Genomic DNA, 26,355 nt, shown 5'->3' on the forward strand with positions numbered 1-26,355 from the left:
CGTGGTCCCCCGGTCCTATGGAGACTCTGGATGACCAACTACTCCCCGCGCGAGATCGTCAGCGAACTCGACCGCTTCATCGTCGGCCAGGACGACGCCAAGCGCGCCGTCGCCATCGCGCTGCGCAACCGCTGGCGCCGGCAGAACCTGCCCGAGGACCTGCGCGCCGAGGTGCTGCCGAAGAACATCCTGATGATCGGCCCCACGGGCTGCGGCAAGACCGAGATCGCCCGCCGCCTCGCCCGACTCGCGCAAGCGCCGTTCCTGAAGGTCGAGGCCACCAAGTACACCGAGGTCGGCTACGTGGGCCGCGACGTCGAGAGCATGATCCGCGACCTCACCGAGGTCTCGCTCCAGATGACGCGCGAGCGGCTGCGCAAGGAGGTCGCCGCCAAGGCCGAACTCGCCGCCGAGGAACGCCTCGTCACCGCCCTCGTCGGCGAAGGCGCCTCGGCCGAGACGCGGATGAAGTTCCGCCGCCTGCTGCGCGAAGGCAAGCTCGAGGACAAGGAGGTCGAGATCCAGGTCGCCGAGTCCTCGGGCGTGCCGATCGGCGCGATGGACATTCCCGGCATGCCGGGCGCCCAGATGATGAACATCCAGGAGATGATGGGGAAGATGTTCGGCGGACGGCAGAAGCCGCGCCGCACCAGCATCGCCGAGGCGCGCGAGCTGCTCCAGCAGGAGGAGTCCGACCGGCTGCTCGACCAGGACCGCGTGCGCCGCGAGGCGATCGAGGCGGTCGAGAACCACGGCATCGTCTTCATCGACGAAATCGACAAGGTCTGCGCGCGCTCGATGGACGGGTCGGGCTTCCGCGGCGGCGATGTGTCACGGGAAGGCGTGCAGCGCGACCTGCTGCCGCTGATCGAGGGCACCACGGTCACGACGAAGCACGGCCCGGTGAAGACCGACCACGTGCTGTTCATCTGCTCGGGCGCGTTCCACCTGGCCAAGCCCGCCGACCTGCTGCCCGAGCTGCAAGGCCGCCTGCCGATCCGCGTCGAGCTGAAGCCGCTCTCGCGCGACGACCTCAAGCGCATCCTGACCGAGCCGGAAGCGAGCCTGATCCGCCAGTATGTCGCGCTGATGGGGACCGAGCGGGTCGAGCTGCACTTCACCGAGGACGCGATCGACGCGCTCGCCGATCTCGCCGCGGCGATCAACGACCGGGTGGAGAACATCGGCGCGCGGCGCCTGCACACCGTGCTGGAGAAGCTGCTCGACGAGATCAGCTTCACCGCTGCCGACCGGCCGGGAGAGACGATCACGGTGGACGCGGACTACGTGAAGACCCGCGTCGCACCGCTCGCCGCGAACGCCGATCTCAGCCGCTTCATCCTGTAGTCACCGGACGGTCGGCGCGCTCACCCCGGGCCGGCCGATCACGAACGACTCACACCGTCCGAGCACCGTCCCGGACACCTGACCCGAGGCGGGCTGAAGCCTGCCTTCGAGGGCAATGAACGGCGACCGCGGGGCCTGCGCGACCGCCGCCTCCGGCAGGATCGCCATCTCACCGGACGCGGGCTTGACCTCCACGGTCACGCCGAACGCCCGGCCGGCGCCGGCCTGCATGCGGCCCGGCAGGCGGTGCGCCACGCCGGACCTGACCTCGAGCCGCATCGGCAGCCGCTCGCTTACCCCCGGCGCACCCTCGCACTCGACGAAGCCCTCCCACGTGCCGAGCCAGGCGGAGAGGTCGGCGCCCGCGCCGCTTGGCTGACCGGCAGCCCGGTCGCGGGGCCGAGCCTGGGCGCCCTGCGCCTGCTCGACCGCGCGCAGCACTCGGTGCGTCGGCGCGCCGGTGACGGGAAGTCCACGATCGGCTTCGAAGGCGCTGATGGCGCGGCGCGTCATCGGCCCGGCGATGCCGTCAGCGCCGCCGCGCAGATAGCCCAGGCCGATCAGCCCGGCCTGCAACTCGCGGATCTGCTGCGGGCTGAGCAGCGCCATCGGCGCCGGAGATCGCGCGGACGGACCAGCAGGCGGTGCCTCCTGGGCCGGCGGCGGCCGGGCGCCAGGGATCACGCCCAGGTCGCGCATGATGCCGATGCCACGCTCCATCTGATGCAGCGAGGGCTGCCCGACCGCGCTCCAGCCGATACAGCAACCTGCGGCGATGACCGCCGCGCATGCGGTTCTCATCTGCCCTTTCCCCCTTCTTACAATTCAGACAGTCATTCCGACACCATTTGCGTTTGGGTTGCAACAGGAAAGGATTCGTGGGCGCGCGAACGGGCCCGGGGCCGCCGCCCGACCGAGCCATGGCGGTTCCGCAACGGCTTTGCCTTCCCGGCACGGCGGTGCTATTCGTTTCCCTGCCGTGCCGGACCGCGGGCCTCGCGGCCTGCGCGGCACGGACAGGGAGACGTGCCATGCCAACCTTCATCGTCCAGGGCCGCTACAGCCGCGAGGCGATCCAGGGAATGATCGCCAAGCCCGAGGATCGCACCGCCGCCGTCGCCAAAGCGTTCGAATCGGTCGGCGGAAAGTTGCTGAGCTACTACGTCACCTTTGGCCCGACCGACTTCCTGGTGATCGCCGAGATGCCGAGCGAGGCTGACATGGCGGCCGTGGCGGTCGCGGTCGCCAGCACCGGCGCGGTGGCCGGGCTGCAGACCACGCTCGCGATGACCGCCGCCCAGGCGAAGGACGCCTTCGCCCGGGCCCAGACCGTCACCGCCGCCTACCGTCCCGCCGGCAAGGCCTGATCGCGCGCCGCGTCGTGCCGGGCGACGCGGCCTGTGTTATAACGGCCGTGGCTACGGGAGAGGGGCCATGGCCACGCTGAAACTGCGCAAGATCGGCAACTCGATCGGGGTGGTGCTGCCAAAGGAGATCCTCGCCCGGCTGAAGGTCGGCGCCGGGGACGAGGTGTTCGTCTCGGAGGCGCCGCACGGCGTGACGCTGTCCACGCTCAACCCCGAGGCGCAGCGCCAGGTCGAGATCGGGCGCGACATCATGAAACGCTACCGCGAGGTTCTCGCCGCCCTCGCGCGATGAGCGAGCCGATCTGGCTGGAGCGTGACGCGATCCTGGCAATCCATGCGGAGGCGCTGGCCGACCACGGCGGCGCGCCGGGCCTGCGGGACGAGGGCATACTCGAGAGCGCGCTTGCCCGCCCGCAGAATCGCTTGGCCTACGAGGGCAGCACCGACCTCATCGCCCTGGCCGCTGCCTATGCCTTCGGCATCGCGCGCAACCATCCGTTCGCTGACGGCTACCGGCGCACGGCATTCGTCGCCGCGGTGCTGTTCGTCGAGGCGAATGGCCGGCGCGTCGAGGCGCCGCCCGATGAGGCCGTCGCCGCCATGCTTTCCCTTGCCGCCGGCGAGACCACCGAAGCCGAGTTCGCCGCCTGGCTGCGCGCCCGCTCGCGCCCGCGCTGAGCTAGCGCGTGCCGAAGATCGGGTGCTCGACCCGGTCGCCCACGCGGATGCCGAGCCGCTCGGCGGTGCCGGCGGCGAGCTCGAGCGTCGCGCGCACGGGGCCGCGGCTGTCGATCGGCGCGAGGCTGTAGGGCACGGTGCGCTCGGCGATCCGGTGCACCCGCCCGTCGGCCGCGATGAACAGCATGTCGAGCGAGGCGATGGTGTTGCGCATCCACATGCTCGACTCGCGCGGGCTGCCCCAGTCGAACAGCATCCCGCCATCCGCCGGCACCGAGGGGCGGAACATCAGTCCGACCGTCTGCTGCGCCGGCGTGCGCGCGACCTCGACGCGGAAGCGGTGGCGGGCCCCGTCGCGCGTGACGATGACGAGATCCTCGAGCGGCTCGATGACCGGCTGAGGCCCGGCCTGCGCCGCCGCCCGCCCTGTCGCGAACAGGCCGCCGATCGCGCCGGCAACCCGCCGCCGCGTCAGCATCCTGCGCGCGGCACGCCGCAAGGCGTCACAGCACCTCGACGCTGAGCGCCTGGCGGCCCTTCGGCCCCGTCACCACGGTCGCCTTCACACGCCGCCCCGGCGTCAGGCTCTCGGGCGTGATCGCGCCGAGCGCGCGCAGCGGCACGAACACATCGGTGCCGTTCTCGGGGACGATGAAGCCGAAGCCCTTGCGCACGTCGAAGAACTTCACCGTGCCGGCGACGATCTCGGACGGGCCGTCGGGGGTGAAGGATCGCGCGCCGAACTCGCGCCGCGGCGGACGGTCGCCCATGCCGCCGCCGAACCCGCCGCCCACAAAGCCGCCGCCACCACCGAAGTCGCGCCGGGGCGGGCGGTCGCCGAAATCGCGCCGCGGCGGACGGTCACCGAAGCCGCCACCGCCGAAGCCGCCACCGCCGCCGCCGAAGTCACGCCGGGGCGGGCGGTCGCCGAAGTCGCGCCGGGGCGGACGGTCGCCGAAATCCCGGCGGGGCGGACGGTCGCCGCCCTCGGGGATCGGCGCGGCGCCATGCTTGACCTCGAGGATGCGCGTCACTTGCCGGCCGCGCGGCACGTCGCCGACCTCGCAGACCAGCACGTCGCCCTGGTCCACCGCGGTCAGCCCGAGCGGGGCCAGCGAACTGACGTGGAAGAACACATCCTGCCCGTCGGGCAGTGTCACAAAGCCGAAGCCCTTCGCACGATTGAAGAACTTCACGGGCGCTTCCATCGAAGCGCCTTCGGGGATGTCGTCGTCCAAGGGGTGAGCCTGCCTGCGGGGATGTTATCCGGTTCGTCTCCGATTGGCACCATAACCGACAAGTGCGCGATGCTACAGCCCTCTTTGTGCGCCGCGGCGCTGCCTGGGCGCGGGACCTATTCGGCGGCCAGCACCACCCGGCGCTGGCCTGCCCGGGCGGCCGCGCGTTCCCGCGCCGCCTCGCCGAATGCCTCGAAGATCGCGCGGCTCGCCGCATCGCTTTCGAAGTCGTACTCCGGGTGCCACTGCACCCCGAGCGCGAAGCCCGGGGCGCCGGACACGGTCACGCCCTCGATCGTGCCGTCCGGCGCCACCGCCTCGACGCGCAGACCGGGTGCCAGGGTGGCGATCCCCTGATTGTGAAGACTGTTCACGGCGAGTTGGCGCCTTCCGACGATCGCGGCGAGCGGCGAACCGTCCCGGATCGTCACCCGATGCGCCTTGCCCGTCCGCACCCCCGGCAGCGCCTGTTCGGACGGCGTCGAGTGGTCGATCCGACCGGGCAGGTCCTGGATGCGCTGGTCCAGCGTGCCGCCGAGCGCGACATTCAGCTCCTGCATGCCGCGGCAGATCGCGAGCAGTGGCACGGCCGAGGCCAGGGCCGTGCGGATCAGCGGCAGGGTGACGGCATCGCGTGCCGGGTCTTCCGGCGTGCCGTCGGGATGCGGCGGACCGCCGTAGCGCGCCGGCTCGACATTGCTGCGGCTGCCTGTCAGCACGAGCCCATCCAGCAGGCCGAGCCAGGCATGCACGTCCGCCCGCTCGCCCATCGCCGGGATCAGGCAGGGCAGGCCGCCGACGATCAGGTCCACCGCGCGGATATAGGTGTCGGACGCGGCATGGTTCGGCGTGCCGAAGATGCCAAACGGCTTGACGCAGCAGGAGATCCCGATGACGGGCTTCATGGGCGGCGGATCGCGGTTACGGTGGCCGACACGATACGACAGTATCCGCGACCGATTGCGGCGCGGTAAAGACCGGATCGGCACCGGACCGCCATCACAAGCCCGCATGGATCAGTCCAGCAGCACCCCGTGCTGGCGCAGGAATCCGAGCAGCGGCAGCAGCGGCAGGCCGAGGATCGCCGCATGCTCGCCCTCGATGGCCGCGAACAGGCGGATGCCGAGCCCCTCGACCTGGTAGGCGCCGACGCTCTGCGTCACCGCTGCGCCGGCGGCGTCGAGATAGGCCTCGATCGCCGCATCGGCGAGCGCGCGCATGGCGAGACGCGGCATCGCCACGTGCTGCCAGACCCGTACCCCGCCGCGCAGGCAGACCACCGCCGTGACCAGGGTGTGGCGCTGGCCGGCCAGCGCGCGCAACTGCTCGCGCGCGGCCGCCTGTCCGTCGGGTTTGTCGAACCAGCGCTCGCCGCAAACCAGCAGCTGGTCGGCGCCGATCACGAGTGCTGCCGGCAGACGCTCGCTGATCCGCCGCGCCTTCAGCTCGGCGAGCAGCAGCGCGCACTCCGCAGGATCAAGCCCGTCGGCGCGGGCGCTCTCCTTGATCGCCGCCTCGTCCACGCCGGGTGCCACGGCCTCGAAGGCGAGCCCGGCAGCGCGCAAGAGGCCGATGCGCGTCGCCGAGGTCGAGGCCAGCACCAGCGGCGGGGTATCGGCCTGAAGCAGGACGCTCACGGCGAGGGACCGGTCGGGCGCGCGCCCTCGGCCCGCCGGCGCCCCCAGGTCTCCATCAGCTGGATGACCGTGGTCGCGGTCTCCTCGATCGAGCGGCGGGTGACGTCGATCACCGGCCAGCCGCGCGCCGCACAGAGCCGCTTGGCGACGACCAACTCCTTCTTCACCTCCTCGGGGTCGATATAGGCGCTCTCGGCGACATGCGTGCGCGGTGCGCCGATCATGTTGAGACGGTGGCGGCGGATCTCGATCAGTGCATCCACGGCGATGGTCAGGCCGATGATCGGCCGCTCAGCATGCTCCAGCACCGCAGACGGCGGCACACCCGGGATCAGCGGCACATTCGCGGCCTTGATGCCGCGATTGGCGAGATAAAAGCTGGTCGGCGTCTTCGAACTGCGCGACACCCCGACCAGGATCACATCGGCTTCAAGGATGCCCTCCTCGCCCTGGCCGTCGTCATGCGCCAGCACGTAATGCATCGCGTCGATACGGCGGAAGTAGTCGGCGTCCAGCACGTATTGCCGGCCGGGCTTGCCCGCACTCGCCGTGCCGACATAGGCGGTCAGCATGTTGAGCGTCGGGTCGAGCACCGAGACCGCGGGCAGGCCGAGGCGCTGGCAGAAGCTCTCGAGTTCGGTGCGCAGGCTGCGATCGGTGAGCGTGTAGAGCACCGGGCCAGGCTCGTGCTCGATGCCGTCGAGCACGCGGTCGAGCTGGAAGCGGCTGCGGATCAGCGGCCAGCGGTGCTGCACCGCCGCCACGCCGTCGAACTGGCTCAGGCACGCGCGGGCGAGGCTGTTGAGCGTCTCGCCGGTCGCGTCGGAGATGAGATGGAGGTCGATCCGGCTGCGCGGCATGGGGTGACGTCGTGACCCCCCCTGTGGATGACTGGTGGATGCGGGGACAGTCACACTCCCCGTCGTGCCGCGGACCACCCCAGCTGGAGTGCGGGCACAAGGCGCGCTTGCGCCGGCACACAGCACGATGGCGGGATGACTGCCGGGGATCAAGTGTACCGATCGCCACGGGCCTGCCGGATCAGGCTCCGCCGGCACCGGGCGAGTGTGGACGGATCTGTGGGAGACCGATCGGCAAGCGTGGTTCCCCATGATCCACAGCGCCAACAACAGTCACCATACTTCTCTTTTCTGATTCCAGAGGTCAGGGTGTCTGTGCATGAGGACGATGACGACCACGCGAAAGCCGTTCCTGACCGCGCTCTCGGGCGAGGTGGTGCGGCCGGCGCCGGTCTGGCTGATGCGCCAGGCCGGGCGCTACCTGCCGGAGTACCGGGCCGTCCGTGCGCGGGCGCCGGACTTTCTGCGCTTCTGCCTGACGCCCAAGCACGCGACCGAAGTGACGCTGCAACCGATCCGGCGCTTCGGCTTCGACGCCGCGATCCTGTTCAGCGACATCCTGGTGCCGCCCTACGCGCTCGGCCATGGGGTACGGTTCGAGACCGGCGAGGGGCCGGTGCTCGATCGCGTGACCGGACAGGCGCAGGTCGAGGCGCTGGACCTGGTGCGTGCTCGCGAGGTGTGGGCACCGGTGATGGAGACGGTGCGGCGGCTGCGCGGTGCGCTGCCGCCGTCGGTGGCGTTGATCGGCTTTGCCGGGGCGCCGTTCACCGTCGCGGCCTACATGGTCGAGGGCGGCGGGTCGCGCGACTTCGCCGAGGCGCGCCACATGGCGTTCGCCGAGCCCGCGCTGTTCGGCGCGCTGATGGCCCGGCTGGAGGAAGCGACGATCGACTATCTGTCGGCCCAGGCCGAGGCCGGCGCCGAGGCGCTGATGCTGTTCGACTCCTGGGCCGGGGTGCTGTCGCCCGGACAGTTCCGGCGCTGGGTGATCGCGCCGACGGCGCGGATCGCGGCAGCGCTGCGCGTGCGGTTCCCGGAGGTGAAGCTGATCGGGTTCCCACGCGGGGCCGGGCCGATGCTGCCCGACTACGCTGCGACGGCGGGCGTGCAGGCGGTCGGCGTGGACACGTCGATGCCGGCGGCGTGGGCGGCACAGGCGCTGCCGGAGGGCATGGCCGGGCAGGGCAACATCGACCCGATGGCGCTGGTGGCGGGCGGCGCGGCGCTGGCCGAGGAGGTCGACTCGCTCATGCGCGCGATCGCGGGTCGGCCCTGGATCGTCAATCTCGGCCACGGGATCGTGCCGCAGACCCCGCCCGAGCACGTCGCCGCGCTGGTCGAGATGGTCAGGTCCGCGTCATGACGGGCTGGACGGAACCCGCGGCCGTCCCACCTCCGGGCGGTGGGGAAGAGGTGGCACGGATGGAAGCGGCGACGCTTGAGGTGAGGGATCGGCCCAAGCCAGGACGGGCGAACCCGCGCGTTGCGGTGGTGCTGTTCAACCTGGGCGGGCCGGATCGGATCGAGTCCGTCCGTCCGTTCCTCTACAACCTGTTTTCCGATCGCGCGATCATCCGCGTGCCGGCGCCGATCCGCCAGCTGCTCGCCTGGCTGATCACGCGCAAGCGGCTGGGTCCGGCGACCGAGAACTACGAAATCCTGGGCGGGAAGTCGCCGCTGCTGGAACTGACGGAGGAGCAGGGCAGGGCGCTGGAAGGCGCGCTCGCGCCCGAGCTGACCGCGAAATGCTTCATCGCGATGCGCTACTGGCATCCGATGAGCGAGGAGGCAGCGCGTGCGGTGAAGGCATGGGGCGCGGACGAGGTGGTGCTGCTGCCGCTCTACCCGCAGTTCTCGACCACCACCACGGGCTCGTCACTCGATGCTTGGCGCGAGGCGGCGGCACGGGCCGGGCTGGTCGCGCCGACGCGGGTGGTGTGCTGCTACCATTCCGATCCGGCCTTCGTGGGCTCAACGGCGGCGATCGCGCGGCGGGCCTATGGCGAGGCGCGCGCCGCGCTCGATCCCGCCGTGCCGATCCGGGTGCTGTTCAGCGCGCACGGATTGCCCGAGAGCATCGTCCAGGCGGGCGACCCGTATCAGTGGCAGGTCGAACAGACGGTGGCCGCCGTGGTGGCGGCAATGGACGTGCCGGAGCTGGACCATGTGGTCTGTTACCAGTCGCGGGTGACGCCGCAGACATGGATCGGACCGTCCACTGAGGATGAGCTCAGGCGCGCGGGCGCCGACAGGGTGGCGGTGCTGGTCGTGCCTATCGCGTTCGTGTCCGAGCACAGCGAGACGCTGGTGGAGCTGGATGTCGAGTACCGCGAGGAGGCGGCGCATTTCGGCGTGCCGGGGTATTTCCGTGCGCCGGCGCAGAACAGCGATGCAGGGTTCGTCGCGTCGCTCGCGTCGCTGGTGCGGCGCGCGCGGGGCGGGGATCGCACGCTGTGCAGTTTCCGTGGCGCGCGGACCTGTCCCAAGCCGCACGGCGATTGTCCGCATGCGCTACGGGGGTTTGTGACGGCGAAGGCGACAGTGTAGAGGCGGGGGGGGGGGGGGGGGGGGGGGGGGGGGGGGGGGGGCCCCGCGCGCCGGCCGGGGCGGCGCGGCGGGCCGGCGCGGGCGGGGGGGGGGGGGGGGGGGGGCGGCCCTCCCGTTGGTCGGGCCGCGGACCCCGGTGATGGAGGGGGGTTTGGGGGGACGACCGTCGTCCCCCCAGGATGTCTTCATGACCTTGCTCGTCGAGCTCTACCCCTGGATCAAGGCGCTGCACGTGGTCGCGGTGATCGCGTGGATGGCGGGCCTGCTCTATCTGCCGCGCCTGTTCGTCTACCATTGCGAGGTTCCACCGGGCTCCGCCGAGAGCGAACGCTTCAAGGTGATGGAGCGCCGCCTCCTGAAGCTCATCACCAACCCCGCCGGGATCGCCGTCTGGGTGTTCGGCATCCTGCTCGTCCTCACCCCGGGCGCGGTCGATTGGTCCTCCGGCTGGTGGCACCTCAAGATGCTCGGAATCCTGGTCGCCACCGGCGCGCATCACGTCATGATGGCCCGCCGCAAGGACTTCCTCCACGACCGCAACCGCAGGCCGCAGAAGTACTACCGGATCCTCAACGAGGTCCCGACACTGGCCATGATCGTCATTGTCGTCATGGTGATCGTGAAGCCGTTCTGACCGGCGCTTGACTTGCCGCCCGGCCCCCACCACCTCCGCGATTGACGGGAGGAAGGTGCCTGACTACGGTGCCGCTGCTCTCGGGCGCGCTGGCTGCGCCATTCACCTCTGACAACAGCACCGGACTGGCTTGCGGCGCACCCTGCGCCGGCCGTCCTGGCAGGATGGGCCCGCAGCCCGTCCCGGGTGAAGCGGCCGCACTGCACGCTGACGGCATCTCCCCTCGCGGCATCGCGCCGGGTTCCATTCGCCCGCCGCGCCGTCCCCTCCCCGTTCCAGGCCGGTCGTCCAGCAAGTCCCCGCCCGGCCCACCCCGACCAACCGAAGGCCCTGCCTGCCATGCATCTCGCGGAACTGAAAGCCAAGAGCCCCTCGGACCTGCTGTCCTACGCCGAGAGCCTGAACATCGAGAACGCCTCGACCCTGCGCAAGCAGGACATGATGTTCGCCATCCTCAAGACGCTCGCCGACAACGATCAGGCGATCTTCGGTGACGGCGTGCTCGAGATCCTGCCCGACGGGTTCGGTTTCCTGCGCAGCCCGCAGGCCAACTACCTGCCCGGGCCGGACGACATCTACGTCTCGCCCTCGCAGGTCCGCCGCTTCTCCTTGCGCACCGGCGACACGGTCGAAGGCCAGATCCGCAGCCCCAAGGACGGCGAGCGCTACTTCGCGCTGGTGAAGGTCAATCAGATCAACTTCGAGGCGCCGGAGGCGGTCCGACACCGCATCAACTTCGACAACCTCACGCCGCTCTATCCCGACAAGCGGCTGAAGATGGAGATCGAGGCCCAGGGTGCCGTGAAGGAGGGTGTGCAGAAGGGCGTACAGAAGGACTACACGCCCCGCATCCTCGACCTGATCTGCCCGATCGGGAAGGGCCAGCGCGGCCTGATCGTCTCGCCGCCGCGCACCGGCAAGACGGTGATGCTGCAGAACATCGCGAGCTCGATCGCGGCGAACCACCCCGAGGTCTATCTGATCGTGCTGCTGATCGACGAGCGGCCCGAGGAGGTGACCGACATGGCGCGCACCGTGCGCGGCGAGGTGGTGAGTTCCACCTTCGACGAGCCGGCGACGCGCCACGTGGCGGTGGCCGAGATGGTGATCGAGAAGGCCAAGCGCCTGGTCGAGCACAAGAAGGACGTGGTGATCCTGCTCGACTCGATCACGCGTCTGGCGCGCGCCTACAACACGGTGGTGCCGTCGTCGGGCAAGGTGCTGACCGGCGGCGTGGACGCGAATGCGTTGCAGCGGCCGAAGCGCTTCTTCGGGGCCGCGCGCAACATCGAGGAGGGCGGCAGCCTGACGATCATCGCGACCGCGCTGATCGACACCGGCAGCCGCATGGACGAGGTGATCTTCGAGGAGTTCAAGGGCACCGGCAACTCGGAGATCATTCTGGACCGCAAGATCTCCGACAAGCGCACCTTCCCGGCGATCGACATCACCAAGTCGGGCACGCGCAAGGAGGAGCTGCTGGTCGAGCGCGGCACGCTGGCGAAGATGTGGGTGCTGCGCCGCATTCTGATGCCGATGGGGCCGCAGGATGCGATGGACTTCCTGCAGGACAAGTTGAAGTACAGCAAGACCAACCAGGACTTCTTCGACGCGATGAATACCTGAGCCGAGGCGTCGCGGGCGCGGTCATGGAGGGGGGGGTGTGGGGGGGCGAACCGCGTCCCCCCCCAGGGGTGTAGTGCACGGATTGAACAGAAATCCCCCCCCGAGGCCCTCGCCCCCCCCCCCCCCCCCCCCCCCCCCCCACTGCTTTATGTTGCTCTGATGGACCTGATCGCCCGCGCCGAGGCCTTCGCCCGTGAGGTTCATGCCCGCCAGACCCGCAAGGGCGAGGCGGCGGAGCCCTACATCACCCACCTGGAAGACGTTGCTGCGCTGCTGGTCTCCGCCGCGGCCCCGGCCGAGACCATCGCCGCCGGCTGGCTGCACGACACGATCGAGGACGGGCACGAGCACGGCCATCCGGTGACGCTGCACGACCTCGCCGAGCGCTTCGGCTGGCCGGTCGCGGCGATCGTCGCCGAGGTCTCTGACGAGAAGGCGATCCCGAAGGCGTTGCGCAAGGACTTGCAGATCCGCCACGCGCCCCGCGCCTCGCCGCCCGCGCGCATGGTGAAGCTCGCCGACAAGATCTCGAACCTGCGCGCGATCATCGCGAGCCCGCCCGCCGGCTGGGAGCACGGGCGGAAGGTGGAATATTTCGGCTGGGCCGCGCGCGTGGCGGCCGGCTGCCGCGGCGTCGCGCCGGTGCTGGACGAGGCGTTCGACGGCGCCTACCGCGAGGGGCTGCGGCGGCTGGCGGAGACGGCGTAGCGGGTGGTGCGGGCCTAGCGCCGGCCTTCGGCGAGCGCGCGGAGGTGGGCGCGTTCGTCGGCGGTGAGGCCGCGTGCGCCGGGGCAGGCGGTCTCGTTGAGCATGCGGCGCGCTAGATTGGGGCGATGCGGGTCAAGGTCGCGGTCGGGTCGTGCGAGGCCGGCGACCTGGCGTAGGATGCCGCGCGCGACGTGCGGTGCGTTTGCCGCGTCGCAGGCGAGGTCGCCGAGGCGATCCGCGAGACGATGCGGGTCTGGTACCGGGTGCGCCTCCCACGAGCGGCGCAAGTCCGCGTACCCGTCCGGATCCCGCGTCGATGAAGGCACGAGAACCAGCAGGCGTCGCTCCGCAAAATTTCGTGCCCAGCCCTGCGGGATCGCCTCCAACCAGGCGTCGATCCGGGTCCGCCACGTGGTCGGGCCGGCGTCATCGCGCCGCCGCGCCTCGATGAACACCACGCCGCGCAAATCGGCGTCGTTCAGGATGGCCTCGCCGGAGGCGCGCCACACGTTCGCCGCGTGCAGATTGGCGCTCTGGAGCTGCGCCCTTTCGAGCGACGCGCCCTGGAGCTGCGCTTCTGCGAGCGACGCGCCCTGGAGCTGCGTACCTGCGAGCGACGCGCCCTGGAGCCCCGCCTGGAAGAGCAACGCGCCCTGGAGCTGCGCCCAGTTCAGCGACGCGCCCTGGAGCTGCGCCCCGTCGAGCGACGCGCCCTGGAGCTGCGCCCCTGCGAGCGACGCGCCCTGGAGCTGCGCCCCTGCGAGCGACGCGCCCTGGAGCTGCGCCCCGTCGAGCGACGCGCCCTGGAGTTGCGCCCATCTGAGCGCCGCGCCTTGGAGCTGCGCCCAGTTGAGCGACGCGCCCTGGAGCTGCGCCCCGTCGAGCGACGCGCCCTGCAGCCACACGAGATGCAAACGCGCGCCCCGGAGATCGGCACCGGTCAGGTCCGCCTTTCGGAGGTCGCTCGCCACCAGCACCGCGCCGCGCAGCGATCGCCCGCGCAGGGATACGGTCCGTGCGACCGGCTCCGGCCCCGTCGACGTTGCGCCGCTGCCGGGTGTGCCCTCTGCCGTCTGAGCCTTCGCCAGTGCCTCGAAGTCCTTGTCGCTGATCAGCCGCTCGTTCGGCAGCACGATCGCGCGCGAGAACAGGCTGCTCGGCCGGTTGGTAACCGGGTCCCGCTCTCCGTCGAACAGCCAGGTCCGGACCTCGAAGAACCATGGCCCATTAAGGTGATCGCTCCAGATGGAACGGTCCTCGATGCCGCCGCGGACCGAGGCGACGAGGGAGAACAGAACCACGCACACGGATGCCGCGCTCCACATGAACGCCCGGATGCGCGGTACGCCGCCACGTTCGCCCGGCCTACGCGGCCACAGCAACCACACCCACCACGCCAGTCCAAGATCGGCAAGCACCAGCCCCCGGTGCCACCAAGTGATCCACTCGTCCTGATACGGCAGGAACCGCACCTGGAAGAACAGCAGCAGCAGCACCGGCGCGGCGATCAGCGTCAGCCACGCCATGATCCGCAAGGGCCACTCGCGCCGCCCCAGCAACGCCGACGCCATCACCTGCGCCACCGGGAACGGGTCGAGCCGCCGCAGGATGCGCTCCAGCACCGTCGGATCGCCCCCGGCCTCCGCCTCCGCTGCCGTAAGGAACGCCGTGACCTTTCCGGTCATCACCCCGATCTGCGCCACCAGGTAGAAATGCATCACCACCAGGATCGCCGGGGCGACGACGAAGAACCCGGTCAGGGAGATGGGCGTATTGATCACCGGCAGCGGAATGGGCTCTTCGAGGAACAGCTTCCGATGCGTCACGCCGCCTACAGCGACCATCAGGTAGAGCATGAGCGTGACGAAGAAGAACCACTGCGTGGCCTCGCGCTTCGCCGCCTCGTTCGCGGCGTCGGCGAGTTCCTTCAGCCCGGTGCTCGGCGCAGGCCGCGCGGCAACCGGTGCAGCCTGGCGCTGCATCCTCCGCAGAATGCGCGACAACGGTACAGCCATGGCCCGGCGCCTCGACGTGTCACCAACGCGCCATCGTAACAAATCCCCACCGCATCAAGCAACAGAAACCGGGGGCCAAGGGCCATCGGCCCTTGCCCCCGGACCCCCAATCCCGCCACCGGCGGCGCCCCGCCGTGGGGGGGCCGCGGGGCGCCGCCACCGGGGGCGGCCCCCCGGGGGGGGGGGGGGTGGGGGGGAGAGCGTAGTCCCCCCACTGTTTTTCGAGACTTGGGTGTGGACGCAATTTCAACCGACCTGATCACCCGCGCCGAGGCCTTCGCCCGCGAGGTGCACGCCCGCCAGACCCGCAAGGGCGAGGCGGCGGAGCCCTATGTCACGCATCTCGAAACGGTCGTGGCGCTGCTGCGTGCGGCCGACATGCCGGCCGAGACAATCGCCGCGGGCTGGCTGCACGACACGATCGAGGACGGGCACGAGCACGGCTACCCGGTGACGCTGCACGATCTCGCCGAGCGCTTCGGCTGGCCGGTGGCCGCGATCGTCGCCGAGGTCAGCGACGAGAAGCTGATCCCCAAGGCGCTGCGCAAGGACCTTCAGGTCCGTCACGCCCCGCGCGCCTCGGCGGCGGCCCGCGCGGTGAAGCTCGCGGACAAGGTGTCGAACCTGCGCGCGATCCTGGAGAGCCCGCCCGGCGGCTGGGACCACGGGCGGAAGGTCGAGTATTTCGGCTGGGCGGCGCGGGTGGCGGCCGGTTGCCGGGGTGTTTCTCCGGTGCTGGACGAGGCGTTCGACCGCGCCTACCGCGAGGGGCTCCGGTGGCTGGCGGAGACGGCGTAGCGGCTGCTCGCCGGGTCCTGACGCCCATGGCCCCGCGGGCCGCGATGAATACCTAGTCATGGGCCTCGGCGATCGCGCGCCGTCGGTGTGGCCGCGCGTGCCGGCGCAGGTTCCGGGGGCGCGCAGGCGTTGCGCGAGGGTCGCGCGGTGCTCGTCGAGATCGCGGCCCTTCGATCTGGTCGCTCCGCAACCTGACGGACAACGCCTCGCGCAATGAAGGGCGCGTCGTCATCACCGCACGCCAGATCGCCCAGGAACCGGCCAATCGACGTGGAGTCGGGGGAGGCAAAGACCCCCATTCCGCGCGCAGCGCCGCGTGGCGGGTGGGATCATCGGCTACCGTGAGGACCGCAAGGCGCTCTCGGAAGCGGGGCCGGGCCGCTTCGTCGGGCAGGCCCGTCGCCCACCCATCGATGACGCGTGACCGGAAACGGGCTCTCCACGGGGACGGCGCGGCGGCTCACACGCGAGCTTGACGACCCGCACGCCGACAAGCTCCTTCGAGGCGTGTGGGGTGGCGCGCCCGAGAGGATTTGAACCCCTAACCCCCAGATCCGTAGTCTGGTGCTCTATCCAGTTGAGCTACGGGCGCTCGCCGGAGGGCGGCGTGATAGCGGATGCCCCAGGAGGGGGCAAGGGCTGATCAGCCGCCGACCTTGTCGAGCTCGCGCACGACAGCGTCGCCCATCACCTGGGTCGAGACGCGCGCGAGCCCCGGCTGCATGATGTCGGCCGTGCGCAGCCCCGATCCCAGCACGGTGGTGCAGGCGCGCTCGACCAGCTTCGCCTCGTCCTCCATGCCGAAGCTGTGGCGCAGCAGCATGGCGAAGGACAGGATCTGGGCCATCGGATTGGCGATCCCCTTGCCGGCGATGTCCGGTGCCGAGCCGTGGATCGGCTCGTAGAGCGCATGCCGCGCGCCGTCGGGCCCGGCCGCGCCGATCGTCGCCGAGGGCAGCATGCCGAGCGAGCCGGTCAGCATCGAGGCGAGATCCGACAGCAGGTCGCCGAACAGGTTGGTTGTGACGATCACGTCGAACTGGCGCGGGTTGCGCACCAGCTGCATGGCGCAGTTGTCGGCGTACATATGGCTGAGCCCGATATCGGCGAACTCGCGCGCGTGCAGCTCCGTCACGGTCTGCCGCCAGAGCAGGCCGGACTCCATCACGTTCGCCTTCTCGACCGAGCAGACCTTGCTCTGCCGCTTGCGCGCGAGCTCGAAGGCGACGCGCGCGACCCGCTCGATCTCGGCCGTGGTGTAGACCTCGGTGTTGTAGCCGCGCTTGGTGCCGTCGGGCAGCGTGTCGATGCCGCGCGGTTCGCCGAAATAGATCCCGCCCGTGCTCTCGCGTACGATCATGAGGTCGAGGCCGCGCACCACGTCGGGCTTCAGCGTCGAGGCATCGATCAGCGGATCGAGTACCTTGGCCGGGCGGAGATTGGCGAACAGGCCGAGCTCCTTGCGCAGCGTCAGGATCGCGATCTCGGGCCGCATGTCGAAGCCGAGCGTGTCCCATTTGGGCCCGCCGACCGAGCCGAACAGCACCGCATCGGCGGCCCTGGCCTTCTCGACCGTCGCGGGCGCGATCGGCGTGCCGAGCGCGTCGATCGCCGCGCCGCCGACCAGCGCCTCGTCGAGCTCGAAACGCACCGCGCGGCGGCGGTCGAACCAGTCGATGATGCGGCGCACCTCGCGCATGACTTCCGGGCCGATGCCGTCGCCCGGCAGCACGAGCAGCTTCTTGTTCGATGCCATGTCAGCCTCCCCCTCTCACTGCGCCGGCGCCGGGCCGCCCCCTGCCGCCCGGCGCGGCCGCGTCACGCGAAGGCCCAGGGCTCGGCGGCCCGGCGCTTCGCCTCGTAGGCGTCGATCTTCGGCGCATGCGCCATGGTCTGGCCGATGTCGTCGAGCCCGTTCAGCAGGCAGTGCTTGCGGAACGGATCGATCTCGAAGCGGATCTCCTCGCCGTTCGGCCGCACCACCACCTGGCGCTCGAGATCGACGGTCAGCCGGGCGTTGGCGCCCAGCTTGGCATCCTCCATCAGCGCGTCGCAAATCTCCTGCGGCAGCCGGATCGGCAGGATGCCGTTCTTGAAGCAGTTGTTGTGGAAGATGTCGGCGAAGTCGGGCGCGATCACGCAGCGGATGCCGAAGTCGAGCAGCGCCCAGGGCGCGTGCTCGCGCGACGACCCGCAGCCGAAATTCGGCCCGGCAACCAGGATCTCCGCCGTCCGGTACGGCTCCTGGTTGAGGATGAAGTCCGGGTTCTCGGAGCCGTCGGCACGGTAGCGCATCGCGTCGAACAGGTTCTTGCCCAGCCCTGAGCGCTTGATGGTCTTGAGGAAGCGCGCCGGGATGATCTTGTCGGTATCGACATTCGGGATCGGCAGAGGTGCTGCGATGCCGGTGAGCGTGGTGAAGGGCTGCATGACGATCCCTCCTCAGTGCGCGACGAGCTGGCGGACATCGGTGAGCCGGCCGGTCACCGCGGCGGCGGCGGCCATGGCCGGGCTCATCAGATGCGTCCGCCCGCCGGGGCCCTGGCGGCCCTCGAAGTTGCGGTTGGAGGTGGAGGCCGAGCGCTGCTCGGGCTTGAGCTGATCGGGGTTCATGCCGAGGCACATCGAGCAGCCGGCCTCGCGCCACTCGAACCCGGCCTCGCGGAAGATGCGGTCGAGCCCCTCCTGCTCGGCCTGCTGCTTCACCAGGCCCGAGCCGGGCACCACCATCGCGCGGACGGTGCCGGCGACCTTGCGGCCCTGCGCCACCGCAGCCGCGGCACGGAGGTCCTCGATCCGCCCGTTGGTGCAGGAGCCGATGAACACGACGTCCACCGCGATGTCTTGCATCTTCGTGCCGGGCGTGAGGCCCATGTACTCGAGCATGCGGCGCTTGGCGTTGCGCCGCGCCTCGGTCGTTTCGCTGTCCGGATCGGGCACCGCGCCGGTGATCGGCACGACGTCCTCGGGGGAGGTGCCCCAGGTGACCAGCGGCACGATCTCATCGGCCTTCAGCGTCACGGTGGTGTCGTAGCGCGCGCCGGGATCGGACGGCAGCGAGTTCCAGTACGCGACCGCGCGCGCCCACGCTTCGCCCTTCGGCGCGTAGGGACGGCCCTCGAGATAGGCGAAGGTCTTCTCGTCGGGGGCAACCAACCCCGCGCGCGCGCCCGCCTCGATCGACATGTTGCAGACCGTCATGCGCCCGGCCATGTCGAGGTCGCGGATCGCCTCGCCGGCGTACTCGATCACGTGGCCGGTGCCGCCGGCGGTGCCGATCCGGCCGATGATCGCGAGGATGATGTCCTTGGCGGTGCAGCCGATCGGCAGGCGTCCCTGCACGTCGATCAGCATGTTCCTGGCCGGCTTCTGCAGCAGCGTCTGCGTGGCCAGCACGTGCTCGACCTCGGACGTGCCGATGCCGAAGGCAAGTGCCCCGAGCGCGCCATGCGTCGAGGTATGGCTGTCGCCGCAGACGATCGTCAGCCCGGGCTGGCTGATCCCCTGCTCCGGCCCGACGATGTGGACAATGCCCTGGCGCGCGTCGTCCAGGGCGAAATAAGGCACGCCGAAATCGGCGACGTTCTTCTCCAGCGTCTCGACCTGGATGCGGCTCTCGGGCTCATCGATGCCCTTGGAGCGGTCGGAGGTCGGCACGTTGTGGTCGGCGACCGCGAAGGTGGCGTCAGGCCGGCGCACCTGGCGGCCGGCCATGCGCAACCCCTCGAAGGCCTGGGGGCTGGTCACCTCGTGCACGAGATGACGGTCGATGTAGAGGATGCAGGTGCCGTCCGGCAGACGCTCGACGACGTGGCTGTCCCAGATCTTGTCGAACAGCGTGCGTTGTGCCGTCCCCTCACCCATCTCGACCGTCTCCCTTGTCTCAGGCCTGCTCGGCGCCGTTCTGCGCCTCCGGCGCGGGCGCCTCGGCGACCACATCGGGCTGCGCCGCCGTGTGCAGCCCCATCTTCTCGGCGATGCGTGCGGCCTTGCCGGTGCGCCCGCGCAGGTAATACAGCTTCGCGCGCCGCACGTCGCCCCGGCGCATCACCTTGATCTCGGCGACGTTGGGCGAATGCAGCGGAAACACACGCTCCACCCCCTCGCCATAGCTGATCTTGCGCACGGTGAACGAGCTGTTGATGCCGGCGTTCTTGCGCGCGATGCAGACACCCTCGAACGCCTGCAACCGCGTGCGCTCGCCCTCGACCACGCGCACCGAGACGCGCACGGTGTCGCCGGGGCCGAACTCGGGAACGGCGCGCTCGGCGGTGCGCCTCGCGACCTGCTCGGCCTCGATCTGCTGGACGATGTTCATCGGCTGGCTCCTTCTCACTCTGTGTCTGCCACGCCAAGCCGGCGCGGCGTCATGGCTTCCATGTCAGGCGGTGGGCGCGGCCTCAGCCAGCGCGCGGTAGGCGGTCCAGAGATCGGGGCGGCGGTCACGCGTGATGCGTTCGGCTTCCGCGCGGCGCCAGGCGGCGATCGCGGCGTGGTTGCCACCTGCGAGCACCTCAGGCACGGCCATGCCCTGCCACACGGCCGGGCGAGTGTAGTGCGGATACTCCAGCAACCCGGACGCGAAGCTCTCCTCGACGCCGCTTTCGGCAGCCCCCATCACGCCGGGCAGCAGCCGCACGCAGGCATCGAGCAGCACCATCGCCGCCGGCTCGCCGCCCGAGAGCACATAGTCGCCGATCGAGAGTTCCTCCATGCGGCGATGCGCGATCGCGCGCTCGTCGATGCCCTCGTAGCGGCCGCAGAGCAGGATCGCGCCCGGCCCCTCGGCGAGCGCGCGCACGCGGCGCTGGGTGAGCAGCCCGCCGCGCGGGGTGAAGACGATCAGCGGCAGGTCCGGGCCGCGGGCGAGCGCGGTCTGCACCGCCGCATCGACCACGTCCGCGCGCATCACCATGCCGGGGCCGCCGCCGAACGGCGTGTCGTCGACGCTGCGGTGCTTGTCGGTGGCGAAGCCGCGGATGTCGATCGCGTCGAGCGACCAGTCGCCGCGCGCGAGCGCGCGCCCGGCCAGCGAATGGCCGAGCGGGCCCGGGAACATCTCCGGGAACAGGGTGAGGACGAGGGCGCGGAAGCTCATGCCGCCGCTCCTTCCGGCGCATCCGCCGAGGGCGGCACGACGACCTCCGCGGGCGGAACGATCACCACGCGGCGGCGGGCGAGATCGACAACGGGCACGGCCTCGCGCGTGAAGGGCAGCAGCAGCGGTTGCGTCCCCGTGTCGATCTCGAGGAACGCGCCGGCGCCGTGATCGTTCACCGTGGCGACAGTGCCGATGCGCCTGCCGGAGGCGTCCTCCACCGCCAGCCCGATCAGGTCGGCGTGGTAGAACTCGTCCTCCTCGGGCGCAGGCAGACGGTTGCGCACGACATAGAGCCGTGTGCCAGTGAGCTTCGCCGCCGCGTCCCGGTCCGCGACACCCTCGACCGCGACCACCGGCAGCTCGCCCCGCTGCACCACGCGCAACAAGAACGTCCGCGTGCCCGCCTCGTCCGACACCGGTCCGTAGGCGGCGATGCCAGCAGGATCGGCGGTGAAGGACTGCACGCGCACGAGCCCCCGCACGCCATGCGGGCGTCCGAACACGCCGAGCAGGATGCGGTCAGGGGCCATGGATGCGGTTCCGAGCGTGCTCCGTTCAGGCGGCGGCCGCGGCCGCGCGCTCCTGCGCCTTCTTCTTCGGCAAATGCTGCCTGGTCTGGGTCGGGCGCGGCGCGGCCGGCAGCAGCCCGGCACTGGCGAGGAAACGCTCGACCCGCTCGGTCACCTGCGCGCCCTTGCCCAGCCACTCGCGGATCTTGTCCTCCTTCAGCCGGATGCGGTCGGCATGATCGGCTGGCAGCATCGGGTTGTAGGCGCCGACCTTCTCGATGAAGCGGCCGTCGCGGGGCGAGCGGCTGTCGGCCACCACGATGTGGTAGTAGGGGCGCTTCTTGGCGCCGGCGCGGCTCAGGCGGATCTTCAGGCTCATTCCGGTGTCTTTCCTTTCGGGTGTCGGTGCGTGTTCAGTACGGACGGCGACCGCCGCCGGGAAAGTTCATGCCGCCGGGCAGAAGCCCGCCGAGGCCCTGCCGCAGCAGGCCCTTCTGGCCCATCTTCTGCACGCGCTTCATCATGGTCGTCATGTCGTCGAACTGCTTGAGCAGGCGATTGACGTCCTCGACCCGCGTGCCGGAGCCGGCGGCGATGCGCTTCTTGCGCGAGGCCTTGATGATATCGGGGCGCCGCCGTTCCGCCTTCGTCATGCTGTCGATGATGGCGATCTGGCGCTTGATCACCTTGTCGTCGAGCTTGGCCTCGGCCATCTGCGCCTTGATCTTGCCGACACCAGGCAGCATGCCGAGCAGGCCCTGAAGGCTGCCCATCTTCGAGATCTGGCCGAGCTGCTTGCGGAAGTCCTCGAGGTCGAACGACCCCTTCTGGATCTTCGCGGCGAGCTTCTCGGCATCCTCCGCCTCCATGGTCGCGGCGGCCTTCTCGACCAGCGACACGACGTCGCCCATGCCGAGGATGCGGCCCGCCACACGGTCGGGGTGGAAGTCTTCGAGCGCGTCGAGCTTCTCGCCGACGCCGATGAGCCGGATCGGCGCGCCGGTGATCGCGCGCATCGACAGCGCGGCACCGCCGCGCGCATCGCCGTCCATGCGCGTCATGACGATGCCGGTGACGCCCACCTTCTCGTGGAACGACTTGGCGACGGTGACCGCGTCCTGGCCGGTCATGGCATCGACCACCAGCAGCTTCTCGTGCGGGCGGGCGACCGTGGCGACCTCGGCGACTTCCGCCATCAGGGTTTCGTCGATCGCGAGGCGGCCGGCGGTGTCGAGCACCAGCACGTCGAAGCCGCCGCGGCGGGCTTCGTCGAGCGCGCGGCGGGCGATCTCGACCGGGCGCTGGCCGGCGACGATCGGGAGCGAGATCACGCCGGCACGGTCGGCCAGTGTGGCGAGCTGTTCCATCGCGGCGGGGCGCTGGGTGTCGAGCGAGGCGAGCAGCACGCGCTTCCTGTCGCGGTCCTTCAGGCGGAGCGCGATCTTGCCGGCGGTGGTGGTCTTGCCCGAGCCTTGGAGGCCGAGCATCAGCACGATGACGGGGGGCGAGGCGGCGAGGTTGAGCCCGGGTGCGGCCGGCCCCAGCATTTCGACCAGGGCGTCGTTGACGATCTTGACGACCTGCTGGCCGGGGGTAACGGATTTGAGCACCGCCTCGCCGATGGCGCCTTCGCGCACCTTGGCGATGAAGTCCTTGACGACGGGGAGGGCGACGTCGGCTTCGAGCAGGGCGATGCGGACTTCGCGGAGGGCCTCGGAGACGTCGGATTCCGAGAGTGCGCCGCGGCGCTTCAGCCTGTCGAAGATCCCGGTCAGTTTGCCCGAGAGGGCGTCGAACATCGTCTGCTCCTCAGTGTTCCGGGCCCCCAAACGGTTTTGCGCCGCTGCGCGAGCCTTCGCGGAGCGGCGGCGTCCCCTGGGGGACGGGACAGGGTCCGGTGGGGCCGGAACGGCTGGGGTTGTGGGGCAAAGGGGGCGGCGCGTCAAGAGAATGGGGGGTCCGGGGGGCCGAAGGCCCCACGGCGGGAGGGTGCGGGAGGGCGGAGCCATCCCGCGTAAGCTTCTGGCAGCGAGCTGACGGATGCGCCGGGACCGCAGCGCCGCCGCGGCGGCGCGCTACCCGGCCTCGGCAGCCTGGGAGCCTGCCGAGGCACGCTCTGCGCGGCGGGTGGGGTCCGTCGCCTCGGCGAGAACCCGGGGCAGATCGCCGAACAGGCCGATCATCGTCTCGCGGGCGACGGCGTCGGCCTTCAGCCGGGCGCGAAGTGCCTCCGGATAGTCGCCGACCTTCTGGAACCGAAGAGCCTGCGCAACGGCGGCACCGAAGCCGGTCTTCTTGATGCCGTAGCGCGCGACCAAGCCCACCAAGTCCTTCTTGGCGATCAGATCATTGAAAACCACCGCTTCCGCGGCGAGCATCGCGGCCGGATCGATCGGCACGCTGATCGCAGAGGATTGCCAAGGCCCCTCGCCCTGCCACAGCGATGCCAGGACGCCCTGCTCCAAGGCCGAACGACAGCGGGCTTCGATCAGATGCTCGCGGCATGCCTTCAGTTCAGCAAGGGCACGGGTCGCGGCGTCGGTCGCCAGAGATTCGGCGTCGCAGCCAAAGTTGGTCGCCTGTTGACGTGCCACGAGCCGGATCGCCTCCGGGTGGTAGTAGATGGACTCGACGGTGCAGACTGGCAGGACATGGATTCCCTCAGCCCGGAGCCTTGCGATCTCCTCCTCGCTCCGGCCATCGCGATCGACAATGCCGAACGCATCGAGCCAGTGCAGGTTCTCGATCCCGCGCAGGCTGCGCACGGTCGCCATCACGTCTTGGCAGCCGCCGCGCGCCTCGACTGTGATCTTCGGATACAGAATGCGATACAGCCCCATATCGAGGCTATCCGCGTGGCCCTCAACAAAGAGAAGCGCTGATCGTGCACCGAGGATAATTCTCTTGAGCTCATCGGCGATCGGGGAATTCGTTTCGAGAGTATCGAGATCCCAGCTCGTTCCACCTCCACCGTGAAACTGGCAGTCTCGAAGGAGCAGGACGCGACATCCCGCGTGTTCCAAGACCAAAGAGAAGTCATGCGTTGTTATGACAAATGCACAGTCCGGCCGTGAGGCGAAGAGTTCTGCCAACAACGGCGCGGCGATGGATCGATGCAGATGCCGCTCGGGTTCATCGATCAGGAAGAGCGTTCCATCAGGTGCACCAAGGACGTCCGCCGAGAGCAACACGGCGCTCCGCTCGCCATCCGAGAGTTCCCCCGCCGGGAACCATGTAGACTCCCATTTTCTTGCTTGAAGCTGCTTTGCCTCACTCACCTGAAGAACGATCGGTAGAGCCGCTGCCTTGAGGATTCCGTTGAGTTTCTCAATTGGATCCAGCTGTGACCCGAGCTTCTTGAGTGCATCTTGATCGTTGCTGCGCCAAGCTCTTGCGATTTCCCGTGCCAGCGTGTCACTCGCATTGATCAAATCGAACAATGCCGCGCGAGGTCTTGAGTCCGAATACCCATCACGGACCCTTGCTTGCCTCTCCATATCCCAGGACTGCAAGGCGCGGGCCACATTCTGGCGATCGCTGGGCGTCAGATTCAGTGTGCTATCCGTGAGCACGTTGAGGCGATGCGCCCAGCTGACGCGGGCCGCACGGTTGAAGTTGCTCGCCAACGCGTTCACGAGACTTGACTTGCCGGAACCATTCGGGCCGACCACGAACAAGCGGTCGCCGTCGCCGATCTCCAGGGTCAGAGGCCCTGACGGACCAATCCGGTCGATGCTGATCCTATGGGCCATCGCAAACCATCCCCTGCACGACTCGGAGTCTAGCAGCCGGGGACGAGCCGTTGGTTAGGCCGGGGTCCGAAACGGCCGGCCTCGTCTTCGGCGGGACCTCCAGATCGAAATGCCGAACGCGTGACCGAGCCACACATCGGCTCACCGCGGACCGTCACACGCCGCCCTCCCCGCCCCCACCCCCCAGAGTCGCGAGCCGGGCCCGGCGCACCGCGAGCAGGTGCCGGCGCATCGCCGCCTTGGCCGCCGCCGCGTCGCCGGCCGCGACCGCCGCGGCAATCGCCGCGTGCTCGCCGAGATTGTCGCGCCGCCGGGCGGCGGACACGGCCAGCGACGACAGCCGCGCGGCGAGCGGCGCCGTCTGCACCCGCCACAGCTCCGCCACCAGCCGCTCCAGCATCGCGTTGCCGGTGGCCGCCGCGATCGCCTCGTGGAAGCCCCGATCGGCCTCGACGCGGAACCGCCCGGCCTCGGCATCCGCGCGCAGCCGGTCGAAGGCCGCGGCGACCCTCGCGCGGCCGGCCGCGTCGGCGCGGGCGGCGGCCAGCGCCGCGCAGTCGGGCTCGATCAGCAGCCGCGCCTCCAGCACCTCGAACGGGCCCGCCGCCTCGGGCTCGGCCACCGCGCCACGCGGGGCCGGACGCGCGACATAGACGCCCGAGCCGCCGCGCACCTCCACCCGCCCCTCGATCTCGAGCGCGATCAGCGCCTCGCGCAGCGACGGGCGGCTCACCGCCAGCCGCTGCGCCAATTCCCGCTCGCCCGGCAGGCGGCTGCCCGGCGGCAGCTCGCCCGCGTCGATCAGCGCCGCGATCTGCTCGGCGATGCGGCGGTAGAGGCGCTTCGGCTCGATCGGTTCGAAGGGCATGCGTTGACAGGGCGGAGGGCGGTGCCTAGCGTCCGGAATTGGTCAGGCCAGTTGGCCGCATGACCCAACGGTGGAGGAAACGATGGTGCACGGCAAGATGGCCCGGCGGCGCGCGGTGCTGGCGGGCGCGGCGGCGATCCTGGCGGCGGGCGGCGCCCGCGCGCAGTCCTGGCCCGACCGGCCGGTCCGCTTCGTCGTTCCCTTCGCTCCGGGTGGCGCCTCGGACGTCACCGCGCGGCTGACCGGCCAGCACCTCGCCGAGCGCATCGGCAGGCCGGTGGTGGTGGAGAACAAGGCCGGCGCGGCCTCGGTGATCGGCACGGCCGAGGTCGCGCGCGCGGCCCCCGACGGCTACACCATGCTGCTCGCCCCGCCGCCCTTCGTGATCACCCAGTTCGCCAACCCGAACCTGCCCTACGACCCCGAGCGCGACCTGCGCCCGGTGGTGCTGCTGATCACCAGCCCGTCGCTGCTGTTCGCGCGCAAGGGGCTCGCTTCGGGCGGGTTCCCGGAGGTTCTGGCGATGGCGAAGGCGCGGCCCGGCGCGCTCACCTATGGCAGCCCGGGGATCGGCAGCCTGCCGCATGTCGCGTTCGAGCTGCTCAAGCTGCGCGCCGGGATCGACGTGCTGCACGTGCCCTATCGCGGCGGCGGGCCGGCCGCGGCC

The 26,355-nt window shown here is 70.3% G+C and carries 28 protein-coding genes and 1 tRNA gene; 11 read left to right on the forward strand and 18 right to left on the reverse strand.

Going from position 1 to position 26,355, the window contains the following annotated elements; genetic code table 11:
- Positions 1-30 precede the first annotated feature (30 nt).
- Positions 31-1,347, forward strand: a complete 1,317-nt coding sequence (hslU, locus tag ACTIFU_RS10875; protein ID WP_439578329.1) for an ATP-dependent protease ATPase subunit HslU — start codon at positions 31-33, stop codon at positions 1,345-1,347.
- Here the strand turns inward: hslU and ACTIFU_RS10880 are convergent, their stop codons facing one another.
- Positions 1,348-2,148, reverse strand: a complete 801-nt coding sequence (locus tag ACTIFU_RS10880) for a peptidoglycan-binding domain-containing protein (protein ID WP_439578330.1) — start codon at positions 2,146-2,148, stop codon at positions 1,348-1,350.
- 230 nt (positions 2,149-2,378) lie between these two features.
- Here ACTIFU_RS10880 and ACTIFU_RS10885 point away from each other — a divergent pair, with 230 nt between their 5' ends.
- From ACTIFU_RS10885 to ACTIFU_RS10895, 3 genes are all read left to right on the forward strand, one after another.
- Positions 2,379-2,714: a GYD domain-containing protein gene (locus ACTIFU_RS10885; RefSeq protein ID WP_439578331.1), complete on the forward strand. Its 336-nt coding sequence runs from the start codon at positions 2,379-2,381 to the stop codon at positions 2,712-2,714.
- Between the two features lie 67 nt (positions 2,715-2,781).
- Positions 2,782-3,006: an AbrB/MazE/SpoVT family DNA-binding domain-containing protein gene (locus ACTIFU_RS10890; protein WP_439578332.1), complete on the forward strand. Its 225-nt coding sequence runs from the start codon at positions 2,782-2,784 to the stop codon at positions 3,004-3,006.
- Complete coding sequence (locus ACTIFU_RS10895; protein WP_439578333.1) at positions 3,003-3,392, forward strand: type II toxin-antitoxin system death-on-curing family toxin; 390 nt, start codon at positions 3,003-3,005, stop codon at positions 3,390-3,392. Before ACTIFU_RS10890 ends, ACTIFU_RS10895 begins: the two co-directional genes overlap by 4 nt.
- A gap of 1 nt (position 3,393) precedes the next feature.
- On the opposite strand, the gene ACTIFU_RS10900 is transcribed toward ACTIFU_RS10895, so the two are convergent.
- The 5 genes from ACTIFU_RS10900 to ACTIFU_RS10920 all read right to left on the reverse strand — a co-directional run bounded on the left by ACTIFU_RS10900 (position 3,394) and on the right by ACTIFU_RS10920 (position 7,127).
- On the reverse strand, positions 3,394-3,870 hold the full coding sequence (locus ACTIFU_RS10900; RefSeq protein WP_439578355.1) for a DUF192 domain-containing protein: 477 nt from the start codon (positions 3,868-3,870) through the stop codon (positions 3,394-3,396).
- Between the two features lie 25 nt (positions 3,871-3,895).
- Complete coding sequence (locus ACTIFU_RS10905; RefSeq protein WP_439578334.1) at positions 3,896-4,600, reverse strand: cold shock domain-containing protein; 705 nt, start codon at positions 4,598-4,600, stop codon at positions 3,896-3,898.
- A gap of 146 nt (positions 4,601-4,746) precedes the next feature.
- Positions 4,747-5,535, reverse strand: coding sequence for a gamma-glutamyl-gamma-aminobutyrate hydrolase family protein (locus tag ACTIFU_RS10910; protein ID WP_439578335.1), 789 nt, complete (start codon positions 5,533-5,535; stop codon positions 4,747-4,749).
- A gap of 111 nt (positions 5,536-5,646) precedes the next feature.
- On the reverse strand, positions 5,647-6,267 hold the full coding sequence (locus ACTIFU_RS10915) for a Maf family protein (protein ID WP_439578336.1): 621 nt from the start codon (positions 6,265-6,267) through the stop codon (positions 5,647-5,649).
- The gene (locus tag ACTIFU_RS10920; RefSeq protein WP_439578337.1) at positions 6,264-7,127 is read right to left on the reverse strand and encodes a pyruvate, water dikinase regulatory protein; all 864 of its coding nucleotides are present in this window, start codon (positions 7,125-7,127) and stop codon (positions 6,264-6,266) included. Before ACTIFU_RS10920 ends, ACTIFU_RS10915 begins: the two co-directional genes overlap by 4 nt.
- A 328-nt stretch (positions 7,128-7,455) precedes the next feature.
- On the opposite strand from ACTIFU_RS10920, the gene hemE reads away from it, so the two are divergent.
- From hemE to ACTIFU_RS10945, 5 genes are all read left to right on the forward strand, one after another.
- Complete coding sequence (gene hemE / locus ACTIFU_RS10925) at positions 7,456-8,493, forward strand: uroporphyrinogen decarboxylase (RefSeq protein WP_439578338.1); 1,038 nt, start codon at positions 7,456-7,458, stop codon at positions 8,491-8,493.
- A gap of 59 nt (positions 8,494-8,552) precedes the next feature.
- Positions 8,553-9,677: a ferrochelatase gene (gene hemH, locus ACTIFU_RS10930; protein ID WP_439578339.1), complete on the forward strand. Its 1,125-nt coding sequence runs from the start codon at positions 8,553-8,555 to the stop codon at positions 9,675-9,677.
- A gap of 187 nt (positions 9,678-9,864) precedes the next feature.
- Entirely contained in the window at positions 9,865-10,311 is a 447-nt protein-coding gene (gene hemJ, locus ACTIFU_RS10935; protein WP_439578340.1) for a protoporphyrinogen oxidase HemJ, read from the forward strand.
- A 339-nt stretch (positions 10,312-10,650) separates the two neighbouring features.
- Positions 10,651-11,937: a transcription termination factor Rho gene (gene rho / locus ACTIFU_RS10940; RefSeq protein WP_439578341.1), complete on the forward strand. Its 1,287-nt coding sequence runs from the start codon at positions 10,651-10,653 to the stop codon at positions 11,935-11,937.
- 159 nt (positions 11,938-12,096) lie between these two features.
- Positions 12,097-12,645 carry an HD domain-containing protein gene (locus ACTIFU_RS10945; RefSeq protein ID WP_439578342.1) on the forward strand — a complete coding sequence of 183 codons (549 nt, stop codon included), beginning with the start codon at positions 12,097-12,099 and terminating at the stop codon, positions 12,643-12,645.
- Between the two features lie 14 nt (positions 12,646-12,659).
- Here the strand turns inward: ACTIFU_RS10945 and ACTIFU_RS10950 are convergent, their stop codons facing one another.
- The gene (locus ACTIFU_RS10950; RefSeq protein ID WP_439578343.1) at positions 12,660-14,660 is read right to left on the reverse strand and encodes a pentapeptide repeat-containing protein; all 2,001 of its coding nucleotides are present in this window, start codon (positions 14,658-14,660) and stop codon (positions 12,660-12,662) included.
- Between the two features lie 234 nt (positions 14,661-14,894).
- On the opposite strand from ACTIFU_RS10950, the gene ACTIFU_RS10955 reads away from it, so the two are divergent.
- The gene (locus ACTIFU_RS10955; RefSeq protein ID WP_439578344.1) at positions 14,895-15,458 is read left to right on the forward strand and encodes an HD domain-containing protein; all 564 of its coding nucleotides are present in this window, start codon (positions 14,895-14,897) and stop codon (positions 15,456-15,458) included.
- A gap of 515 nt (positions 15,459-15,973) precedes the next feature.
- Here ACTIFU_RS10955 and ACTIFU_RS10960 read toward each other — a convergent pair.
- The 11 genes from ACTIFU_RS10960 to ACTIFU_RS11010 form a co-directional block, all read right to left on the reverse strand.
- Positions 15,974-16,050, reverse strand: a tRNA-Arg gene (locus ACTIFU_RS10960).
- 51 nt (positions 16,051-16,101) lie between these two features.
- A complete protein-coding gene (gene leuB / locus ACTIFU_RS10965) occupies positions 16,102-17,214 on the reverse strand; it encodes a 3-isopropylmalate dehydrogenase (protein WP_439578345.1) in 1,113 nt (370 codons plus the stop codon).
- 62 nt (positions 17,215-17,276) lie between these two features.
- A complete protein-coding gene (gene leuD / locus ACTIFU_RS10970; RefSeq protein ID WP_439578346.1) occupies positions 17,277-17,888 on the reverse strand; it encodes a 3-isopropylmalate dehydratase small subunit in 612 nt (203 codons plus the stop codon).
- Positions 17,889-17,900: 12 nt separating this feature from the next.
- Positions 17,901-19,322, reverse strand: a complete 1,422-nt coding sequence (leuC, locus tag ACTIFU_RS10975; protein WP_439578347.1) for a 3-isopropylmalate dehydratase large subunit — start codon at positions 19,320-19,322, stop codon at positions 17,901-17,903.
- Positions 19,323-19,341: 19 nt separating this feature from the next.
- Entirely contained in the window at positions 19,342-19,776 is a 435-nt protein-coding gene (gene rplS, locus ACTIFU_RS10980) for a 50S ribosomal protein L19 (protein ID WP_439578348.1), read from the reverse strand.
- Positions 19,777-19,839: 63 nt separating this feature from the next.
- On the reverse strand, positions 19,840-20,556 hold the full coding sequence (gene trmD, locus ACTIFU_RS10985) for a tRNA (guanosine(37)-N1)-methyltransferase TrmD (RefSeq protein WP_439578349.1): 717 nt from the start codon (positions 20,554-20,556) through the stop codon (positions 19,840-19,842).
- Complete coding sequence (gene rimM / locus ACTIFU_RS10990) at positions 20,553-21,089, reverse strand: ribosome maturation factor RimM (RefSeq protein WP_439578350.1); 537 nt, start codon at positions 21,087-21,089, stop codon at positions 20,553-20,555. Before rimM ends, trmD begins: the two co-directional genes overlap by 4 nt.
- A 25-nt stretch (positions 21,090-21,114) precedes the next feature.
- Positions 21,115-21,447, reverse strand: coding sequence for a 30S ribosomal protein S16 (rpsP, locus tag ACTIFU_RS10995; protein WP_439578351.1), 333 nt, complete (start codon positions 21,445-21,447; stop codon positions 21,115-21,117).
- Between the two features lie 34 nt (positions 21,448-21,481).
- The gene (ffh, locus tag ACTIFU_RS11000) at positions 21,482-22,867 is read right to left on the reverse strand and encodes a signal recognition particle protein (RefSeq protein WP_439578356.1); all 1,386 of its coding nucleotides are present in this window, start codon (positions 22,865-22,867) and stop codon (positions 21,482-21,484) included.
- A 276-nt stretch (positions 22,868-23,143) separates the two neighbouring features.
- Positions 23,144-24,820 carry an AAA family ATPase gene (locus tag ACTIFU_RS11005; RefSeq protein ID WP_439578352.1) on the reverse strand — a complete coding sequence of 559 codons (1,677 nt, stop codon included), beginning with the start codon at positions 24,818-24,820 and terminating at the stop codon, positions 23,144-23,146.
- 154 nt (positions 24,821-24,974) lie between these two features.
- Entirely contained in the window at positions 24,975-25,688 is a 714-nt protein-coding gene (locus ACTIFU_RS11010) for a FadR/GntR family transcriptional regulator (protein WP_439578353.1), read from the reverse strand.
- 82 nt (positions 25,689-25,770) lie between these two features.
- Here ACTIFU_RS11010 and ACTIFU_RS11015 point away from each other — a divergent pair.
- Positions 25,771-26,355: Bug family tripartite tricarboxylate transporter substrate binding protein (locus tag ACTIFU_RS11015; protein ID WP_439578354.1), on the forward strand; the 585-nt coding region annotated here is incomplete at its 3' end.

Source organism: Elioraea sp. (genome assembly GCF_051860475.1).
Lineage (GTDB): Bacteria > Pseudomonadota > Alphaproteobacteria > Acetobacterales > Acetobacteraceae > Elioraea.

Bases quoted from the DNA above. Each gene is read 5' to 3' on its own strand.
- hslU (WP_439578329.1), top strand. From the start codon at position 31: ATGACCAACTACTCCCCGCGCGAGATCGTCAGCGAACTCGACCGCTTC.
- ACTIFU_RS10880 (WP_439578330.1), bottom strand. From the start codon at position 2,148: ATGAGAACCGCATGCGCGGCGGTCATCGCCGCAGGTTGCTGTATCGGC.
- ACTIFU_RS10885 (WP_439578331.1), top strand. From the start codon at position 2,379: ATGCCAACCTTCATCGTCCAGGGCCGCTACAGCCGCGAGGCGATCCAG.
- ACTIFU_RS10890 (WP_439578332.1), top strand. From the start codon at position 2,782: ATGGCCACGCTGAAACTGCGCAAGATCGGCAACTCGATCGGGGTGGTG.
- ACTIFU_RS10895 (WP_439578333.1), top strand. From the start codon at position 3,003: ATGAGCGAGCCGATCTGGCTGGAGCGTGACGCGATCCTGGCAATCCAT.
- ACTIFU_RS10900 (WP_439578355.1), bottom strand. From the start codon at position 3,870: ATGCTGACGCGGCGGCGGGTTGCCGGCGCGATCGGCGGCCTGTTCGCG.
- ACTIFU_RS10905 (WP_439578334.1), bottom strand. From the start codon at position 4,600: ATGGAAGCGCCCGTGAAGTTCTTCAATCGTGCGAAGGGCTTCGGCTTT.
- ACTIFU_RS10910 (WP_439578335.1), bottom strand. From the start codon at position 5,535: ATGAAGCCCGTCATCGGGATCTCCTGCTGCGTCAAGCCGTTTGGCATC.
- ACTIFU_RS10920 (WP_439578337.1), bottom strand. From the start codon at position 7,127: ATGCCGCGCAGCCGGATCGACCTCCATCTCATCTCCGACGCGACCGGC.
- hemE (WP_439578338.1), top strand. From the start codon at position 7,456: ATGACGACCACGCGAAAGCCGTTCCTGACCGCGCTCTCGGGCGAGGTG.
- hemH (WP_439578339.1), top strand. From the start codon at position 8,553: ATGGAAGCGGCGACGCTTGAGGTGAGGGATCGGCCCAAGCCAGGACGG.
- hemJ (WP_439578340.1), top strand. From the start codon at position 9,865: ATGACCTTGCTCGTCGAGCTCTACCCCTGGATCAAGGCGCTGCACGTG.
- rho (WP_439578341.1), top strand. From the start codon at position 10,651: ATGCATCTCGCGGAACTGAAAGCCAAGAGCCCCTCGGACCTGCTGTCC.
- ACTIFU_RS10945 (WP_439578342.1), top strand. From the start codon at position 12,097: ATGGACCTGATCGCCCGCGCCGAGGCCTTCGCCCGTGAGGTTCATGCC.
- ACTIFU_RS10950 (WP_439578343.1), bottom strand. From the start codon at position 14,660: ATGGCTGTACCGTTGTCGCGCATTCTGCGGAGGATGCAGCGCCAGGCT.
- leuB (WP_439578345.1), bottom strand. From the start codon at position 17,214: ATGGCATCGAACAAGAAGCTGCTCGTGCTGCCGGGCGACGGCATCGGC.
- leuD (WP_439578346.1), bottom strand. From the start codon at position 17,888: ATGCAGCCCTTCACCACGCTCACCGGCATCGCAGCACCTCTGCCGATC.
- leuC (WP_439578347.1), bottom strand. From the start codon at position 19,322: ATGGGTGAGGGGACGGCACAACGCACGCTGTTCGACAAGATCTGGGAC.
- rplS (WP_439578348.1), bottom strand. From the start codon at position 19,776: ATGAACATCGTCCAGCAGATCGAGGCCGAGCAGGTCGCGAGGCGCACC.
- trmD (WP_439578349.1), bottom strand. From the start codon at position 20,556: ATGAGCTTCCGCGCCCTCGTCCTCACCCTGTTCCCGGAGATGTTCCCG.
- rimM (WP_439578350.1), bottom strand. From the start codon at position 21,089: ATGGCCCCTGACCGCATCCTGCTCGGCGTGTTCGGACGCCCGCATGGC.
- rpsP (WP_439578351.1), bottom strand. From the start codon at position 21,447: ATGAGCCTGAAGATCCGCCTGAGCCGCGCCGGCGCCAAGAAGCGCCCC.
- ffh (WP_439578356.1), bottom strand. From the start codon at position 22,867: ATGTTCGACGCCCTCTCGGGCAAACTGACCGGGATCTTCGACAGGCTG.
- ACTIFU_RS11005 (WP_439578352.1), bottom strand. From the start codon at position 24,820: ATGGCCCATAGGATCAGCATCGACCGGATTGGTCCGTCAGGGCCTCTG.
- ACTIFU_RS11010 (WP_439578353.1), bottom strand. From the start codon at position 25,688: ATGCCCTTCGAACCGATCGAGCCGAAGCGCCTCTACCGCCGCATCGCC.